Origin of the sequence: Corynebacterium frankenforstense DSM 45800, from assembly GCF_001941485.1 — a bacterium.
Taxonomy (GTDB): domain Bacteria; phylum Actinomycetota; class Actinomycetes; order Mycobacteriales; family Mycobacteriaceae; genus Corynebacterium; species Corynebacterium frankenforstense.
Genome location: NZ_CP009247.1, coordinates 421,927 through 438,694 on the forward strand (window position 1 = coordinate 421,927; position 16,768 = coordinate 438,694).

The 16,768-nt window shown below is 69.9% G+C and carries 15 protein-coding genes and 4 tRNA genes; 9 read left to right on the forward strand and 10 right to left on the reverse strand.

Annotation, left to right across the window (positions count from 1 at the left end; genetic code table 11):
• The first annotated feature begins 57 nt into the window (after positions 1-57).
• Positions 58-1,077, forward strand: coding sequence for a polyprenyl synthetase family protein (locus CFRA_RS01735; RefSeq protein WP_075663186.1), 1,020 nt, complete (start codon positions 58-60; stop codon positions 1,075-1,077).
• 179 nt (positions 1,078-1,256) lie between these two features.
• Positions 1,257-1,341 (forward strand) — tRNA-Tyr (locus tag CFRA_RS01740).
• A 246-nt stretch (positions 1,342-1,587) separates the two neighbouring features.
• Here CFRA_RS01740 and CFRA_RS01745 read toward each other — a convergent pair.
• From CFRA_RS01745 to CFRA_RS01765, 5 genes are all read right to left on the reverse strand, one after another.
• Positions 1,588-3,258 carry a phospho-sugar mutase gene (locus tag CFRA_RS01745; RefSeq protein WP_245797627.1) on the reverse strand — a complete coding sequence of 557 codons (1,671 nt, stop codon included), beginning with the start codon at positions 3,256-3,258 and terminating at the stop codon, positions 1,588-1,590.
• Positions 3,259-3,260: 2 nt separating this feature from the next.
• Entirely contained in the window at positions 3,261-3,923 is a 663-nt protein-coding gene (gene deoC / locus CFRA_RS01750; RefSeq protein ID WP_075663187.1) for a deoxyribose-phosphate aldolase, read from the reverse strand.
• Between the two features lie 103 nt (positions 3,924-4,026).
• Positions 4,027-5,391, reverse strand: a complete 1,365-nt coding sequence (locus CFRA_RS01755) for an MFS transporter (RefSeq protein WP_075663188.1) — start codon at positions 5,389-5,391, stop codon at positions 4,027-4,029.
• 4 nt (positions 5,392-5,395) lie between these two features.
• Positions 5,396-6,109 (reverse strand): purine-nucleoside phosphorylase, encoded by a 714-nt coding sequence (gene deoD, locus CFRA_RS01760; protein ID WP_075663189.1) that lies wholly within the window; start codon positions 6,107-6,109, stop codon positions 5,396-5,398.
• Positions 6,110-6,315: 206 nt separating this feature from the next.
• The gene (locus CFRA_RS01765) at positions 6,316-7,257 is read right to left on the reverse strand and encodes a sugar-binding transcriptional regulator (protein ID WP_075663190.1); all 942 of its coding nucleotides are present in this window, start codon (positions 7,255-7,257) and stop codon (positions 6,316-6,318) included.
• 383 nt (positions 7,258-7,640) lie between these two features.
• On the opposite strand from CFRA_RS01765, the gene CFRA_RS01770 reads away from it, so the two are divergent.
• The 7 genes from CFRA_RS01770 to rplA all read left to right on the forward strand — a co-directional run bounded on the left by CFRA_RS01770 (position 7,641) and on the right by rplA (position 11,187).
• Positions 7,641-7,713, forward strand: a tRNA-Thr gene (locus tag CFRA_RS01770).
• A gap of 58 nt (positions 7,714-7,771) precedes the next feature.
• Positions 7,772-7,843: transfer RNA gene (locus CFRA_RS01775), tRNA-Met, on the forward strand.
• 173 nt (positions 7,844-8,016) lie between these two features.
• Positions 8,017-8,092 (forward strand) — tRNA-Trp (locus CFRA_RS01780).
• Positions 8,093-8,201: 109 nt separating this feature from the next.
• Positions 8,202-8,531, forward strand: coding sequence for a preprotein translocase subunit SecE (secE, locus tag CFRA_RS01785; RefSeq protein ID WP_075663191.1), 330 nt, complete (start codon positions 8,202-8,204; stop codon positions 8,529-8,531).
• A 190-nt stretch (positions 8,532-8,721) separates the two neighbouring features.
• Positions 8,722-9,657, forward strand: a complete 936-nt coding sequence (gene nusG, locus CFRA_RS01790) for a transcription termination/antitermination protein NusG (protein WP_156888033.1) — start codon at positions 8,722-8,724, stop codon at positions 9,655-9,657.
• Positions 9,658-9,980: 323 nt separating this feature from the next.
• Positions 9,981-10,406: a 50S ribosomal protein L11 gene (gene rplK / locus CFRA_RS01795; RefSeq protein WP_075663192.1), complete on the forward strand. Its 426-nt coding sequence runs from the start codon at positions 9,981-9,983 to the stop codon at positions 10,404-10,406.
• 70 nt (positions 10,407-10,476) lie between these two features.
• Positions 10,477-11,187: a 50S ribosomal protein L1 gene (rplA, locus tag CFRA_RS01800; protein WP_075663193.1), complete on the forward strand. Its 711-nt coding sequence runs from the start codon at positions 10,477-10,479 to the stop codon at positions 11,185-11,187.
• 123 nt (positions 11,188-11,310) lie between these two features.
• Here rplA and CFRA_RS01805 read toward each other — a convergent pair whose 3' ends face one another.
• The 5 genes from CFRA_RS01805 to CFRA_RS01825 form a co-directional block, all read right to left on the reverse strand.
• The gene (locus CFRA_RS01805; RefSeq protein ID WP_075663194.1) at positions 11,311-12,936 is read right to left on the reverse strand and encodes an IS30 family transposase; all 1,626 of its coding nucleotides are present in this window, start codon (positions 12,934-12,936) and stop codon (positions 11,311-11,313) included.
• Between the two features lie 82 nt (positions 12,937-13,018).
• Complete coding sequence (locus tag CFRA_RS01810) at positions 13,019-14,032, reverse strand: Ldh family oxidoreductase (protein WP_075664805.1); 1,014 nt, start codon at positions 14,030-14,032, stop codon at positions 13,019-13,021.
• Between the two features lie 105 nt (positions 14,033-14,137).
• Positions 14,138-15,049: a metal ABC transporter permease gene (locus CFRA_RS01815; RefSeq protein ID WP_075663195.1), complete on the reverse strand. Its 912-nt coding sequence runs from the start codon at positions 15,047-15,049 to the stop codon at positions 14,138-14,140.
• Positions 15,046-15,990 carry a metal ABC transporter permease gene (locus tag CFRA_RS01820; RefSeq protein ID WP_075663196.1) on the reverse strand — a complete coding sequence of 315 codons (945 nt, stop codon included), beginning with the start codon at positions 15,988-15,990 and terminating at the stop codon, positions 15,046-15,048. The genes CFRA_RS01815 and CFRA_RS01820 overlap by 4 nt, the downstream gene beginning before the upstream one ends.
• Positions 15,987-16,706, reverse strand: coding sequence for a metal ABC transporter ATP-binding protein (locus CFRA_RS01825; RefSeq protein WP_075664806.1), 720 nt, complete (start codon positions 16,704-16,706; stop codon positions 15,987-15,989). Before CFRA_RS01825 ends, CFRA_RS01820 begins: the two co-directional genes overlap by 4 nt.
• Positions 16,707-16,768: the final 62 nt, after the last annotated feature.

Here is a 16,768-nt window from a genome sequence, read left to right on the forward strand (position 1 = left end):
TGCGCGGCCGCGTCCGGCCACGCACGCACAGGCCTGTGAACGGTAAGGACACCAATTTTGAAGACCCACGGTGAAGGCACCCCGGACGTCGTCTCCGGGTCCCTCCCCTTGAGCGACGAGGCCCTCGCCGCCCGGCTGAACGACGCCATGGCCCGCGTGGAGGACCTGCTCGAGCGCAAGCTGTCCGAGGGCGACGAGATCGTCTCGGAGAAGGTGCTGCACCTCGCCAAGGCGGGCGGCAAGCGCTTCCGGCCGATGTTCGCGCTGCTGGCCAGCGAGTACGGCGACCGTCCGATGTGCGACGACGTGGTCAAGGCCGCCGCGCTGGTCGAGATGACGCACCTGGCGACGCTGTACCACGACGACGTCATGGACGAGGCGCAGCGGCGCCGTGGCGTGGAGTCGGCGAACGCGCGCTGGGGCAACTCCGTGGCGATCCTCGCCGGCGACCGGCTGCTGGCCCTGGCCTCCGGGCTGATGGCGGACCTGGGTGTGGCCACCGTGCGCCACTTCTCCGAGACCTTCGGCGAGCTGGTCACCGGCCAGATGCGCGAGACCGTCGGTGCGCGTGGCGGCGACCCGATCGAGCACTACACGCAGGTCATCCGCGAGAAGACCGGTGTGCTCATCGCCTCGGCCGGCTACCTGGGCGGCCTGCACGGCGGCGCCGACACCGAGCGGATCTCCGCGCTGCACGGCTACGGGCGCGCGATCGGCATGGTCTTCCAGATCGTCGACGACATCATCGACGTCTTCTCCGACCCGGAGGAGTCCGGCAAGGAGCGCGGCACCGACCTGCGCGAGGGCGTGTTCACGCTGCCGGTGCTCTACGCGATGGCCGAGGACAACGAGACCGGCGCGCGGCTGCGCGAGCTTCTGGACGGCCCCGTCACCGACGACGCCGTGCTGACCGAGGTGCTGGAGCTGCTGGAGCGCTCCGGCGGGCGCGAGCGCGCGCTGGTCGACGTCCGCGCCTGGGTCGACGAGGCCGAGCAGTGCCTGACCCACCTGCCCGACGGGCCGGTGACGGTGGCGCTGCGCCAGCTGGCCGAGTACACCGCCAGCCGCGTCGGTTAAGGCCGGCTGCGGGTCGTGCCCCGATGCAGTGTGCGTCTCCGGTGATCCGGGGGAAGAAGCGGCCCGGGAGACTCGCATCAGTGCAGTTGAACGCTATGATTTGGTGTGCGGCCGGGCCGTCGTAGTAGAGTATGAACCCGCGCCACGGAGCCGGTCAACGGTTCCGGTACGTGACGTCTGCCGGGTTGCCCGAGCGGCCAAAGGGAGCGGACTGTAAATCCGCCGGCATTGCCTTCAGAAGTTCGAATCTTCTACCCGGCACCACGAAAACCCCGTCGCACCGAGAGGTGCGGCGGGGTTTCTTCATGTGTGGTGGTCGGGGAGGGCTCGGCTTCAGAGGGGCGCTGCAACTTCCTCCTTACGGAAGGCTGCCAACGACCATGCCGACAACCAGCCGGCGGCTGCGGGGTCCCGGGGCCGCGGGTGCCCGCCAGCCGGTGCCTGCGGGGTCCCGGGGCCGCGGGTACCCGCCAGCAGGGCCGGTGGGATCCCGGGGCCCGTCAGCGGCCGTCAGAGGTCGAAGTAGGCGCGCAGGTCCTCCGAGATCGGCGCCAGGCGCTCCGGGTCCGGCGACTCGAGGTAGCACTTCAGCTTCGGCTCCGTGCCCGAGGGACGGACCACGACGCGGTCGTCGGCCTCGGTGAAGAAGATGAAGCCCTGCGAGAACTCCTTCGTCTCCGCGACCGGGGAACCGGCGAACTCCGTCGGCGGCTTGGCGGCGACCTTCTTCATCGCCTTGCCGATCAGCGAGGTGTCCGCCACCCGGAAGGTCAGCGGGCGGGTGGTCAGCGGGCCGACCATCGCGTGGATCTCCGCGAGCCGGTCGAGTAGCGTCTTGCCCTCGGCCTTCAGCTCCGCGGCCAGACTGGCCAGCACCACCGAGGTGGAGATGCCGTCCTTGTCGTGCACCGCGCCCGGGTCCGGGCAGAAGCCGATGGCCTCTTCGTAGCCGAAGACCAGGCCCGACACCCGCGAGATCCACTTGAAACCGGTCAGCGTCTCCTTGTGGCCGTAGCCGTAGTGCTTCGCGATACGACCGAGCAGCCGGGAGGAGACGATCGAGTTGGCGAAGGTCCCCTTCTCGTCGGCGGCGTCGTTCCCGGAGCCCCCGGCGCCGGCGGCGCGGCGGGCCAGGTAGTCGCCCAGCAGGGCGCCCGTCTCGTCACCGGTCAGCTGGCGCCAGCCGGAGTCGCCGGGCACGGCGACCGCGCAGCGGTCGGCGTCCGGGTCGTAGGCGATGAGGACGTCCGCGCCGATCTTCTCCGCGTGGGCCTTGCCCAGGTCCAGCGCACCGGGCTCCTCCGGGTTGGGGAACTCGACGGTGGGGAAGTCCGGGTCGGGCTGGGCCTGCTCGGGCACCAGCGAGACGGTGAACCCGGCGCGGGAGAGCAGGTTCTGGCCGATGGCCGCGCCCACGCCGTGCATGGCGGTCAGCGCGATCGTCAGGTCGGTGACCGGGCCGGTCAGCTTCAGCGCGCGGACGATGTACTCGGCGCGGGTGTCCACCTGGCGGATCTCGCCGAAACCGGACGTCGTGGCCGGGCTGGCCTCGGCGGCGGCGAGGATCTCGTCGGCCGCGGGGGCGGCCGCGATCTCCCCGGCGATCTCCTTGTCGGCCGGCGAGATCAGCTGCGAGCCCTGACCGTCGTCGGTGACCACGCGCCCGCCCAGGTAGACCTTGTAGCCGTTGTCGGCCGGCGGGTTGTGCGAGGCGGTGACCATCACGCCGGCGTCGGCACCTGCCTGGCGCACCGTGAACGCGGTCAGCGGCGTTGGGTTCTCCGCCGGCAGCACCAGCGCGGTGCCGCCGCCCGCCGCCACGACCTTCGCGACGTCCTTCTGGAACTGCGCCGAGCCGTGCCGGGCGTCGCAGCCGACGACCACGACCGGGTCCTCGACCGTGCGGCGCAGCCAGCGCATCAGACCGTAGGTGGTGCGGATGACCACGGCGCGGTTCATCCGGGACTCCCCGGCACCGACCGCGGCACGCAGACCGGCGGTGCCGAAGGCCAGCGGCCCGGCGAACGCGGCGGCAAGCGCCTCGGTGTCACCGGAGTCGATCCAGCCGCGCACCTCGGCGGCGGTGGCCGGGTCCGGGTCGTGCTCGGCCCACTGGCGGGCGTGCGCGATAAGCGCCTCGTCGCCCGCGGCCGGCGTCGTCAGTTCAGAATCGGTGCCCACGGCTACTTCGCCTCGTTCTCGATGTCGGCCAGCACCTTCGCCGAGGAGGACAGGCCCAGCCGGGTCGCGCCCGCCTCGATCATCGCCAGCGCGTCGGCGCCGGTGCGGATCCCGCCGGAGGCCTTCACACCCAGGCGCCCGCCCACGGTGTCGGCCATCAGCTTCACCGCGTGCACGCTCGCGCCGCCGGCGGGGTGGAAACCGGTGGAGGTCTTCACGAAGTCGGCGCCCGCCGCCTCGGCGGCGCGGCAGGCGGCGACCACCGCGGCGTCGTCAAGCACTGCAGTCTCAAGGATCACCTTGAGCACGATGCCGGGGATCGCCTCGCGCACGGTGCGGATCTCGGACTCGAGCTCGTCGAAGCGGCCGGTCAGCGCGAAGGCGATGTTGATGACCATGTCGACCTCCTCGGCGCCGTCCTCGACGGCGCGGGCGGCCTCGGCGGCCTTGATCTCGGCCTTGACGGCGCCGGAGGGGAAGCCGACGACGGTCGCGACGTGGACGCCCTCGGGGGTCTCGACGGGCAGCTGCGACGGGGAGACGCACACGGAGTAGGTGCCCAGCTTCGCGGCCTCGGCGATCAGCTCGGCGACGTCCTCCGGCGTGGACTCCGGCTTGAGCAGGGTGTGGTCGATCATGTTCGCGACGGTCTTGGGGTCAGTCATGGTGATTCTCCTTGGAAGTTCGGTTGTGTGAAGTATTACCCGTTATTTCCGACGCCGCGCGGCGTGCGCGGTGCGCACGACGCGCGGGGCGGGGTCGTGCGGCTCAGGCGACGCGGGCCGGGGCGTGCTCCTTGCGCGCCATGGCCAGGTCGGCGACCACGTAGATCGCGCTGCCGGCGGCGGCGACGGCTGCGAGCACCCACAGGATCACCGAGTAGTCGTCGGTGATGTCGTTGAGCTTGGCCGAGTAGGCGATGCCCAGCGGGATCGCGATGTTGATGGTCAGGTTGTAGAAGCCGATGGCGATGCCGGACTTCAGCGCCGGGATGTTGCTCAGGGCCGTGTTGACCAGCGGCGCGTAGAAGAGGGCGAAGCCGGAGGCGAAGGCGATGATCGCGACGATGAGCACGGCGACGTGCAGCTTCATGAACAGCGCGCAGAGGACCAGGGCGCCGACGATCATGCCGAAGGCGATGTAGATGGTCGTGCGGCTCGACAGCACCTTGCCGATGCGGCCCGAGAAGACGCCGACGAGGATCGCGCAGATGTAGCCGGGCACCATCAGCAGGCTGGCGCGGTCGATGGACATGCCGTGCAGGTCCTGCGCCGCGTAGGGCAGCAGGAAGATGAAGCCGAGCTGGGTGGAGTAGACCAGGAAGACCATCACCAGGGTCCATACGTAGCGGCCGTTGGTGAAGAACTCCGGTTTGACCACGGGGTGCTGGGCCCGCTGGATGTGCCAGGCGAAGCCGGCGACACCCAGGGCGGCCGGGATGAGCCACAGGAAGTTGAACGCCTGCATGAACATCGTCAGCGAGGTGGCGAACACGGCGATGAGCACCAGCCCCACGGCGTCGAGGTGGCCCTCGACGGCCTCGTCCTCGGGGACCATCTTGTAGATGGCCGGGACGGCCAGGATGAGGATCAGCGGGATGAGGAACATCGCGGTCCACGAGATGTGCGTGGACACGAAGCCACTGGTCAGCGCGCCGATGAGGAGGCCGGCCTGGAAGGCGGCGGTGGAGAAGCCCAGGTAGGTCTTCTGGTCCGCCTCGCTGAGGTGCTTGGTCACGTAGATGACGTAGAGGGTCTCGGCGGCGGCCAGGCCGGTGGTCTGGACCAGGCGGCCGGTGAGCACCATCGCCCAGGAGCCGGAGAAGATCCAGCCGATCGCGGAGCCGACCACGATCAGCCCGACGCCGACGAGCATCAGCTTGCGGATGGAGATCGAGTCGGCGAGGGCGGCGTAGACGACCGCGCCGATGCCGATGATCACGCCGGCCAGGGAGGCCTGCAGGGAGGCGGTGTTGTCGTCGATGCCGAGGCCCTCGGCGATCGGCATCGTCATCGTCTTGAAGGCGTTGTCGATGACGAGGCAGAAGACGAAGGTGAACAGGAGGATCGGGACGGCGCGCTTGGGGTTGAGCGCGGCGGCGGTGTTCTGCTTGGCGGTCTGTGTCTTACCCACGGCCCTAGACCTCCGCCAGCGGGAGCGCGAGCTCCATCATCTGGGTGAACGCGGTCTGGCGCTCCTCGGGGGTGGTGGCGCCGCCGGTGACCAGGTTGTCGGAGACGGTGAACACGCCCAGCGCGTCGACGCCGGCCTCGGCGGCGATGGCGTAGAGGGCGGCGGACTCCATCTCGACGCCGAGCACGCCCATGTGCGCCCAGCGGGAGTTGACCGTCTCGTCGAAGTTGTAGAAGACGTCGGAGCTGAGGATGTTGCCCACGTGGAGGGGCACCTCACGCTCCTCGGCGAGGTCGGTGACGGCCTTGAGCAGCTTCCAGGAGGCGGTGGGGGCGTAGGTGCCCGGCAGGTTGTACTGCTCCAGGAAGTTCGAGTCGGTCGAGGCCGAGGAGGCGACGATGACGTCGTAGAGGTCGATGTCCTCCTGCATGGCGCCGATGGAGCCGACGCGGATGACCTTGCGTGCGCCGAAGCGGTGGATCAGCTCCCAGGAGTAGATGCCGATCGAGGGGATCCCCATGCCGGAGCCCATCACGGAGACCGGGGTCCCGTTGTAGGTGCCGGTGTAGCCGAGCATGTTGCGCACGGCGTTGAACTGGCGCGGGTTGTCCAGGTAGGTCTCCGCGATGAACTTCGCGCGCAGCGGGTCACCGGGCAGCAGGACCGTCTCGGCGATCTCGACGCCCTGCGGATTGATGTGGGGGGTGCTGGTGGTCATTGTCTGACCCTCCTGTCTGGCGGTGGCGGTGTTGCTGTGTCCCAGCGTAAGCCGCCGTGCGAACAGATGTCAACGGCAATGTTTGCAATTGTTCGGAGTTGTGTTGTGAGATTATGCACTCCCGGTGGGGAGTCTAGGGGGCCACGGCGGTTTTGGCGCGCGAAATGGTGCGGAGGGGAGCGGCTGCTGCGGTGCGCGGTCCGGGCTCAGTCGTCCGGCTCGTCGAGGATGCGCGAGGCGGTGTCGTGGTCGATGACCAGGTGCGTGGCCAGGCCCATGTCGAGGGCCGTGCGGATCGCCGCGGCCTTGCGCGCTCCGCCGGCGACGAGCACCCGGGTGGGGCGCTTCGTCAGGTCGGAAAGCGTGATGCCCACCGTGCGGGCGTCGACCTCGGGGGCGGCGGGCGAGCCGTCGGCGGTGAAGAACCGCGAGCAGACGTCGCCCACCGCGTGCGCGGACAGCTCCGCGGTCTCCTTTTCGGAGAGGTACCCGAGGTTGAGCACCAGCGACTCCGGGTCCGCGGAGCCCGCGGTGAACACGGCGACGTCGACGTTGGCGCCCAGCTCGAGCATGTGGGCGATGTGCCGGTCGCGCACGACCCACTCCTTGGCCTCGACGGAGTCGAAGATGACCGGCAGCGGCAGCATGAACGTCTCGGCATGGAAGGCGCGCGCGAATCCGGCGAGGGTGGCCATGTCCTTCGTCGAGCGCTCCGAGTGCGAGTGGCCGCCCTTGAGCTGGACGACCTTCACGCCGACGCGGTTCTGCGGGCGCAGGTGCTCGGCGACGGCCGACATCGTCGTGCCCCAGGAGACGCCGAGCGTCGTGTCGTCGGTGACGAGCTCCTCGATGAGCCCCGCCCCGGCGCCGCCGAGCTCGTTGAGCAGCGGCGCCCCGGCCGGCGGGCGCACCACGCGGGCGTCGGTGAGCCCGAAGCGCTGGCGCAGCCGCTGCACCAGCTCGTCGCCGCGCTCGCGGGGGTCGTTCAGGGTGATGGTCACGAAGCCGCGCTCGTGGGCCCGGCTGAGCAGCTTGGACACGGTGGGGCGCGAGATGCCGAGGCGCTCGGCAACCTGCGCCTGGCTCAGGCCGCCGGCGTAGTACAGCTTCGCCGCGTCGACCGCCTGTGCGTCCCGCTCGTCCAACATGTGTCCATTGTCCCACGAACGGACCTCGCGCCCCGTATCGCCGCCCGCATTTCATCCGTGCCCGGAGGCGTGGCGCCCCGACCGCGCGTGCCGGTCGGGTGACTGCCGTCCGTGCGGCGGGCGCGGAAACCGTGCGGGCCGACCGCACCCGCAGGGCGCGCCCCACGCCCCACGCGCCGGCCGCACGGAACCGCCGAGGGGGCGGCGCGCGGCGTCGGCAATCGGTGGTGCGCGCCCGCAACGGCCTGTGCACGCGGCGTCGGAAAGCGGCCGCGTGCGGTACATCAAAATGCGGGTTGAGGTGCTGATTTGTGTATCTTGCGCGCCGCGGGTTAACCTGGTCCAGGCTTCAACGCAGCGGCCAAGGCCGAAGCAGAAGCCGTGCCCCCTTAGCTCAGTCGGCAGAGCGTTTCCATGGTAAGGAAAAGGTCGACAGTTCGATTCTGTCAGGGGGCTCTGTTGCTTGTCTCCCGCTCGACCCACGCGTGAGTGCGGGAACGGGCAGCGCCGTCGCGGCGGTGTAGCTCAGTGGTAGAGCAAGCGACTCATAATCGCTGTGTCGCGGGTTCAATTCCCGCCATCGCTACGAGATGAACGGGTCGGCCGGGAAGTTCCGGTCGGCCCGTTTCGCCGTTCCCGCTTGCCGACGCCGCGCCGCCCGGCGTGGGTGCGCATGCGGCCGTCGGGGGCCGGTTAGGTCCGTGCCGGGCGGTTCTGATAGTGTGTTGCGAGTCGCCGCGTGGCGACGGCACACGCCATAGGGGCGTGGCGCAATTGGTAGCGCAACGGTCTCCAAAACCGTAGGTTGCAGGTTCGAGTCCTGTCGCCCCTGCCAGGTGAGACGGCGCCGACCGTGAGGCCCAGTAGTTGGCCCGCGGCCGGCGCCGTCGCCTTTGTTATAGTTGGTTGGATCCGTCCACCGAGTCCTGTCCAGGAGGAGAGCCTTGAGCGAGGACCGCGAGAACCAGAAGCCGGCCCAGCCGGCGCGCCCCACCGGCAAGCGTCAGCTGACCGGTGCCGGCCCCGTCACCGGCGACTCCTACGTGGCCAAGCGTGCCGAGCCGAGCAAGGAGCAGGACGGCCCCGGCGGCGGTGTGGCCAGCTACCTGCCCGAGGTCGTCACCGAGATGCGCAAGGTCATCTGGCCGACCGCGCAGCAGATGATCACCTACACGCTGGTCGTCTTCGCCTTCCTGATCGTGCTGACCGTGCTGGTCGCGGGCGTGGACTTCCTCGCCGGTGCCGGAGTTGAGTGGGCGCTGACCTCGAAGTAGGATCGAGCCCGTCAACTTCTCCCGCCGCCCCCGCTAACCTGGGGGAGGGCGGGATAAATTTTTGCATCCCCACCCCGATCCGCAGCGAAGAAAGTGGTCCCACATGAGCGACTCTGATTCCGTCAACCCCGTCGACCCCACGCAGGAGCCCTCCGCGGACGCCCCGCGCACCGCGATGGAGGAGGCGATGATGGAGGCCGCCACCACCGCCCAGGAGGAGAGCACCCCCGAGGTGGACGCCGCCGCCGAGCAGGCGGAGGCCACCCCGACCGAGGCCGACGTCGCCGCCGGCGTCGAGGGTGCTGAGGGCGAGGGCGCCGACGCCGCTGCGGACGCCGACGCCGACTCCGCTTCGGCCCAGGGCGAAGCCGCTCAGGGCGAGGCTGCCGAGGGCGACGCCGCCGAAGGCGCCTCCGCCGAGCCGACCCCCTCCGAGGCCGCCGCCGCGGAGCTGGCCGAGGGCGCCGACGAGGAGGAGGACGCCGAGGCCGCCTACCGCAAGCGCCTGCGCCAGTTCACCCGCGAGCTGAAGAAGCAGCCGGGCGACTGGTACATCATCCAGACCTACTCGGGCTACGAGAACAAGGTGAAGACCAACCTGGACATGCGTGCCCAGACCCTCGAGGTCGAGGACTCCATCTACGAGGTCGTCGTGCCCATCGAGCAGGTCACCGAGCTGCGCGACGGCAAGCGCAAGCAGATCAAGCGCAAGCTGCTGCCGGGCTACGTGCTCGTGCGCATGGACATGAACGACCGCGCCTGGTCCGTCGTCCGCGAGACCCCGGGTGTGACCAGCTTCGTCGGCAACGAGGGCAACGCCACCAAGGTCAAGCACCGCGAGGTGGCCAAGTTCCTCATGCCCAAGGAGACCTCCGAGGGCGAGAAGACCGTCGACAAGGACGGCGAGCAGGTCGTGGCCATGCCGGAGCCGGAGAAGAAGCCGGTCCAGCAGATCGACTTCGAGGTCGGCGAGGCCGTCACCATTCTCACCGGCGCGCTGGCCAGCGTCTCGGCCACCATCTCCGACATCGACTACGAGACCGGCAAGCTGCAGGCCCTGGTCTCCATCTTCGGCCGCGAGACTCCGGTGGAGCTCACCGCCGACCAGGTCGAGAAGATCATGTAGCCGACCTGCCCCACGGCAGCCGTCGCGGTTTGGGGGAGCGCCCCCTCCTGCGGTACTCTGATTGGTCGCGCGTGTCGCCGCCCCGCTGATCCGGGGCCGGGCCGACGGGCGCGACCAGAACTTTATTCATCTCCCCGGTGGCCGGAACATGCGCCACCCGGGCAGGTACACCCCCCCCCGACGTGCGGGGACCGCCGCGAGCGGGCGCCGCACGGGTTGTCGCGGGGCGCGCCGCCCGGGTACGCGTCACCCCGGCATCCGGACGGGTGGGGTGCGGACCATCGAACCGCGCCCGGCCCGGTAACCAGGAAAGAGGATTTTCGATGGCCAAGAAGGTTACTGGCTTCATCAAGCTGCAGATCGAGGCCGGCGCGGCCAACCCGGCTCCGCCGGTCGGCCCGGCCCTCGGTGCCCATGGTGTCAACATCATGGAGTTCTGCAAGGCCTACAACGCCGCGACCGAGAACCAGCGCGGCAACGTCGTGCCGGTCGAGATCACGGTCTACGAGGACCGCTCCTTCACCTTCAAGCTGAAGACCCCGCCGGCCGCCAAGCTCCTGCTCAAGGCCGCCGGCCTGCAGAAGGGCTCGGGCGTCCCGCACACCCAGAAGGTCGGCTCCGTGACCATGGACCAGGTCAAGGAGATCGCCACCCAGAAGAAGCCGGATCTCAACGCCAACGACATTGACGCCGCCGCGAAGATCATCGCCGGCACCGCCCGCTCCATGGGCATCACCGTCAAGGAGTAAGCACACCCACGTGGCAGGGCCTGCTCAGGGCCCACATTCGACCACACGATCCGAAAGAGGATTTGCAACCATGAGCAAGCGTTCCAAGGCCTACCAGGCCGCGGCCGAGAAGATCGACCGCAACCGTTTCTACCACCCGCTCGAGGCCGCCAAGCTGGTCAAGGAGACCGCCACCGGCAAGTTCGACGCCACCGTCGACGTCGCCGTGCGCCTGGGCGTCGACCCGCGCAAGGCCGACCAGCTGGTCCGCGGCACCGTCTCCCTGCCGAACGGCACCGGTAAGACCGTCCGCGTCGTCGTCTTCGCCGAGGGCCCCAACGCCACCGCCGCCGAGGAGGCCGGTGCCGACGTCGTGGGCACCGACGAGCTGCTCGAGCGCATCCAGGGCGGCTGGACCGACTTCGACGCCGCGATCGCCACCCCGGACCAGATGGCCCGCGTCGGCCGCGTGGCCCGCGTCCTGGGCCCCCGTGGCCTGATGCCGAACCCGAAGTCCGGCACCGTGACCACCGACGTGGCCAAGGCCGTCAAGGAGATCAAGGGCGGCAAGATCAGCTTCCGCGTCGACAAGGCCTCGAACCTGCACGCCATCATCGGCAAGGCCTCCTTCACCCCGGAGGCGCTGGCCGAGAACTACGGCGCGCTGATCGACGAGCTCAACCGCCTGAAGCCGTCGGCCTCCAAGGGCATCTACATGAAGAAGATCACGATGTCCGCCACCATGGGCCCGGGTGTCCCGGTCGACACCTCCGTCCAGAAGAACTTCACCGAGCAGGCCTAACGCCTCTCGCGCGGTGAGCTGATCACCGTCTTGCGCCCCCGTCGCCGGTCTCCGGCGGCGGGGGCGTTTTTTGCTTGACGACGTCCCGGCGGTTTCTAGGGGTCGTCGCAACGACGGGTATTTCTAGTCGGTGATGCTACCGACGTCTGCAAGCGCCTGAGCCATCACTTCAGCAGGAGTACGCCACCCCAACGCCTTGCGCGGAGTGTTGTTGTGAATGTTGGCGATCATCTCCAGATCCATCGACGAATACACCGACAGATCCGAAGACTTCGGCAGGTTGCGACGCAGCCTGCCGTTGGTGTTCTCGTTGGTGCCCCGCTCCCACGGGGATCCGGGGTGACAGAAATACACCGGAACATCAGTCGCCATCGAAAACGCCTTGTGGCCTGCCATCTCAGAGCCCTGATCCCACGTGATCGACGAGAAGATCAACTCATCGATACCACCGACAAGCTCCTTTAACACCCGGGTGACCTCCACCGAGTCATGCCTGGCCGGCAGATGACCCAGCACGACGAACCTGCTGACACGCTCAACCAGGGTGATCACCGCCGAGGCGTTGTTCTTGCCCAGGATCAGATCACCCTCCCAATGACCGGGCATGACCCGCTCGGCGACCTCGTCGGGACGGTCGTCGATGAGCACCATCTCATCGACGAAGCGCCGGATACCGCCACCGCCGCGCGGCCGACCGCGGGGTCGACGTTTCTTCCTGCCGGTCGGAAGGGCAAGCCCCAGATCCTTCAACCGGCCTTTCGCGTCCAGGTAGAACGCGTCGTAGATCGTCTCGTGACTGATGCGCATCTCCTCGTCATCGGGAAAATCCAGGCGGATACGCCCGCTGATCTGTTGCGGGGACCATTGTCGCCGCAAACCCTCGACTACATAGTCATACAGGCGTCTGTTTGACAGGATCTTCGAGGTCTTCGGCCGCAACCTGCGCGCGGCGGCCTTGAGCTGGGCGCCCTCAGCCCTATACGGGCCGTGCGGGGTGCGATTGCGCGACAACTCACGCCCGATGGTCGACGGGTGCACGCCCACGGCGCGGGCGATGGCGGCTTTCGTCGCCCCTTCGCGGTACATGTCGGCGATCACCGCACGTTGGCTGACCGACAGGTACCTGCTGCTGACCGGTTTGTAGGGGTTAACCCCCTCGGGCAGGGCGGGGATGGCCCGGCGGCCTTCCTCGATGACGTCGCAGGTTTCAATCAGGGCGTCCATCAACCTGTTATACGTCGCCGCGTCCGGCCCGGTGGGGATAAAGCGGCGGCGTTGTCCTCGAGTTTTGGTCAGTCCTTTCTCGAAGTCGCGGCCCTGGCGTGGCTCGATCGCAAGTGTGGTGCACACCTGGGCCCGTGGGATGCCGGCGAGGCGCAGGTAGAGAAAGTCGATGCGCCTGGCGGTGGCGCGGATGTGTTGTTGCCGGCGGGTCAGCCGGGTGTGCAGTCCTGCCCTGGATGCGATGCGGTAGCCCATCGACGGGGAGATGCCGACCATCATCGCCGCCGCGTGGATGCTTGCCCCGCTTTTGATCGCGGTGATCAACGCGTCTGCGGCGCCGGTGGGCAGGACAGGCGGTTGTGTCGGGGTGATCAGTTTGTGGTGGTGGGCGAAGTTGAGTGCGTGTTTGTAGTTGCAGCCGATGCGGTGCGCGGCGGCGCGCACGCTTAAGCCGGTGGTGATCAGTTGGGTCAGCCGGTTCTTGTCTGACTGGGTCAGTGAGTGAAAGGGGCTGGTTGTCGGCATGGTCGTTGGCAGCCTTCCAATTGGGGGAAAGTTGCAACGACCCTCTGAAGCTAAGCCCGGCGAGCGGAGCCGGCGGAGCCGGCTAGTCGCGCCCGGCCGCCTCGAGGAGGCGGGCGTGGAGGGCGTCGTCGATCTCGATCGGGTCGGCCGGGGCGTGCCGACGCCCGGGCAGGTGACCGGCCAGGTCCTCGAGGCGGGCGACCAGGTCGCGGCTGCGCTCGGCGAAGCTCGCCCGACCGCCGCGGGCCCCGGCGGCCTCGCAGGAGGCCTCCGCGCCCGTGTCCGACTCGAATGCGCGCGGGTCGAAGGCGACGACGAAGAAGCCGACGTCCGGGCGCGCGCCGCCCCTGATCGACGGCGCGTCCATCGACCAGTTGCCGCCGGCCATGCCGGAGAGGAACTCGACCATCAGCCCGATGTTGCCCATCTTGTAGCCCGCCGGAAGCAGTGCGCCCTCGACGGCCTCCTGCGCCGAGCGCGTCGGCTCACCGGAGGAGTCCAGCGCCCAGCCCTCCGGGATCTCCTCGCCGCGGGCCGCGCGCTCCCGGATGGTCATGTAGGCGATCTGGCTGATGGCCTGGTCGATGACCACCGGCCGCGGCTCGGCCGGCACCCCGAAGGCGTGCGGGTTGGTGCCCAGCACCTTGCCCGGGGCCTCGCCCCAGCCGGCCAGCGCCCGGCAGTTGGCCACGGCGAGGGCGACGAGCCCGCGCTCGGCGAGGTCGTTGACGTAGACGCCCAGCTCACCGACGGTGAAGGTGTTGCGCGCGGCGAAGACCGCCACGCCGTGCTCGTGGGCGGAGCGCACGAAGTCGTCGAACTCGGCGTTGAAGGCGACCGCGGCGGTGTTGCCGCGGGCGTCGGCGAGCGTGATCGCGCCGCGTCGGGTGACCTCGGGGGCGACATCGGCGATGAAGGAGCCGTTGGCGATGCCGTCGAGGTAGTCGAAGATGTGGCTGACCCCGTGGGAGGTCTTGCCCAGCGACTCGGCGCGCACGGCGGCGCGCGCGAGGACGGCGGCGGTCGGCTCGTCGGCACCGCGCGCGCGGGCGGCGGCGGTGCACAGTTCGGTCAGGTCGGCGGCTGAGATCTGCATGCGCCCCACGCTACGTGGCGCGCGCCACCTCCGCCGCCGATTTCTGGGCGCCGGGCCCGCCCGGGGGACCCCGGTGCCGGTCCCGCCCGGGTCCTGGCGCGGGCCTCAGGCCCGGACTGCCTCGTCCTCGACGAGCGCCCCCGGGCGCTTTTCGGGCGACCGCGCGCGGCCCCGACCGCGGGCACGGCGGCGGGCGACGTCCGCCACGCAGGCGAAGAGGAGTCCGTAGAAGACCGCCATCGACGCCGAGGTCGCCGTGCCGAGCCGGTAGGCGACCCCGAAGCCGACCAGCGCGCCGCCGGCGGCGATGAGCACCGTCAGCGTCAGCATCGCCGGCAGGCGGCGGGTCACCAGGTGCGCCGTCGCCGCGGGGACGACGACGAGGGCCACGACCAGGATCGCGCCAGCGGCGTTGAACGCCGCGGTGACCGTCAGCGAGACCAGGAACATGAACGAGGCCTGCAGCAACCCCGCGCGCACGCCGATCGTGCGCGCGAACTGTGGGTCGAACGTGGACACGGTGAGCTGGGGCAGGAACGCGGCGATGAACGCGGCGTCGACAAGCAGCACCGCCAGCATCACGTAGAGGTAGCGCGGGCCCAGGCTCACCCCGCCCACCGTCAGCTGCTCGAAGGCGGCGAGGTTGAGGTCGCCGACGAGCACGGCGTGCGTGTCGAGGTGGACGTTGCCGAAGTTCAGCGTGACCAGGATGACGCCCGCGGAGAACAGCGCCGGGAAGACCAGGCCCTGCGGCGCGTCGCCGGAGAGCAGCCCCGTGCGCGCGAGCCACTCGCTGCCCAGGACCACGACGAGGCCGGCCAGTGCGGCGCCCAGGATGAGCAGCGGCGAGTCCAGGTCGCGGGTGAAGAAGTAACCGACGACGATGCCGGGGAAGACCGAGTGGCCGATGGCGTCGACGAGCATCGAGTTCTTGCGCAGCACGACGAAGGCGCCGGGCAGCGCGCAGGCCACGGCCGTGACCACCGCGAGAAGCGCGGTTCCGGCGAAGAAGCTCATGCCGCCACCTCCGCGAGCAGTCGACGCCGGGCGCGGGCGCGGCCCACCCCGCGGGCGATGAGGCCGCGGTGGGGCGCGCACAGCAGCGAGACCAGGAAGAAGGCGAAGAGCACCAGCACGATCAGCGGGCCGGTGGGCACGTCGCCCAGCGCGATGGACAGGTAGCTGCCCACCGCGCTGCCCAGCCCGCCGACCGCGCCGGCGAGGATCACCGTGGTCGAAAGGCGACTGGTCCACTGCCGCGCGGTGGCCGGCGGGGTGACCACGAAGGCCACCATGAGCACCAGGCCGACCGCCTTGACGCCGATGACCGTGGCCACCACGATGCAGGCGAACAGGGCGGTGTCGATCGCGCGGGTCGGAAGCCCCGTGACCGCGGCGTGCGCCGGGTCGAAGGTGCGCAGCGCGAACTCCTTCCAGAGCGCCACCACGACCATGAGCGCCACCGCGCCGACCGACAGCGAGACCGCCAGGTCCGCGCGCGTGATCACCGAGGCGTTGCCGAACAGGTAGTCCTGGATGCCGCCCTTGCCGGGCAGCGGCGCGTCCGAGATCACCCGCATCAGCAGCATGCCCAGGCCGAAGAACGAGGTCAGGGTGACCGCCATGGCGGAGTCGACCGCGAGCTTGGTGGTGCGCACGATCGTCTCCGTGCAGAAGACCGCCAGCGTGCCGACGACGACCGCGCCCAGGATGAGCAGGGCCATGTTGCGGCCGTCGAGGCCCAGGCCCACGGCGACGAGGAACGCGATGAGCGTGCCCGGCAGCGCCGAGTGGGAGACCACGTCCGAGAGCAGCGACTGGCGCCGCAGGTAGGCGAAGGTGCCCAGGGCGCCGGCGACCACGCCGATGACCGTCGTGCCCACCAGCACCGTGCGGAAGGTGTGGTCGGCGAGGAATTCGGCCGGCGGGGTCAGCCCCGCGGCGAGCGTGACAGTCACAGCACCGCCTCCAGAAACGTCGAGTCCGCGTCGTCCCCGATGCCGTAGGTGGCGCGGATGTTGGCGGCGGTGAAGGACTCCGCCGCCGGGCCCGAGGCGACCACGCCCCGGTTGATCAGGGTGACGTGGTCGCAGTAGCGGCGCACCGTGGCCAGGTCGTGGTGGACCATCACGACGGTGCGCCCGGCCGCGCGCAGGCGGTGCAGCACCGCGACGATCGCGTCCTGGCTGCGGGCGTCGACACCCTGGAACGGCTCGTCCATGAAGTACAGGTCCGGCTCCTGGACCAGCGCGCGGGCCAGGAAGACCCGCTGGCGCTGGCCGCCGGAGAGCTCGCCGATCTGGCGGCCGGCCAGGTCGGTGATGCCGGTCAGCTCGAGGGCGTCGTCGGCCGCGGCACGCTGGCGCCGCCCCGGGCGGCGGAACAGCCCGAGCGCGCCGAAGGTGCCCATGGTGACCACGTCGTGGACGGTGGCGGGGAAGTCCCAGTCCACGCCCGCCGACTGCGGCATGTAGCCGACCCGGAGCCGGTTGTCGCGCAGCCCGCCGCCGAAGAACTCCGCGTGACCGGCCAGTGGGGTGACCAGGCCGAGCATCGCCTTGATCAGCGTCGACTTGCCCGCGCCGTTGGGGCCGACGACCCCCATGACCACGCCCTCGGGCACGTCGAGGTGGACGTCGTGGAGCACCGGCTCCGCGCGGTAGGCCACGGTCAGGCCGACGGCCCGGCAGGCCGGGGTGGCCGTGCCGGGCCGGCCGGCGCTCCGCCGGGAGTTCC

What these genes read in the sequence shown, in the direction of transcription:
- deoC (WP_075663187.1), bottom strand. Translation starts at nt 3,923, where the DNA reads ATGACTGACCCCAAGACCGTCGCGAACATGATCGACCACACCCTGCTC.
- deoD (WP_075663189.1), bottom strand. Translation starts at nt 6,109, where the DNA reads ATGACCACCAGCACCCCCCACATCAATCCGCAGGGCGTCGAGATCGCC.
- CFRA_RS01765 (WP_075663190.1), bottom strand. Translation starts at nt 7,257, where the DNA reads ATGTTGGACGAGCGGGACGCACAGGCGGTCGACGCGGCGAAGCTGTAC.
- nusG (WP_156888033.1), top strand. Translation starts at nt 8,722, where the DNA reads ATGGAGGCCGCCACCACCGCCCAGGAGGAGAGCACCCCCGAGGTGGAC.
- rplK (WP_075663192.1), top strand. Translation starts at nt 9,981, where the DNA reads ATGGCCAAGAAGGTTACTGGCTTCATCAAGCTGCAGATCGAGGCCGGC.
- rplA (WP_075663193.1), top strand. Translation starts at nt 10,477, where the DNA reads ATGAGCAAGCGTTCCAAGGCCTACCAGGCCGCGGCCGAGAAGATCGAC.
- CFRA_RS01805 (WP_075663194.1), bottom strand. Translation starts at nt 12,936, where the DNA reads ATGCCGACAACCAGCCCCTTTCACTCACTGACCCAGTCAGACAAGAAC.
- CFRA_RS01810 (WP_075664805.1), bottom strand. Translation starts at nt 14,032, where the DNA reads ATGCAGATCTCAGCCGCCGACCTGACCGAACTGTGCACCGCCGCCGCC.
- CFRA_RS01815 (WP_075663195.1), bottom strand. Translation starts at nt 15,049, where the DNA reads ATGAGCTTCTTCGCCGGAACCGCGCTTCTCGCGGTGGTCACGGCCGTG.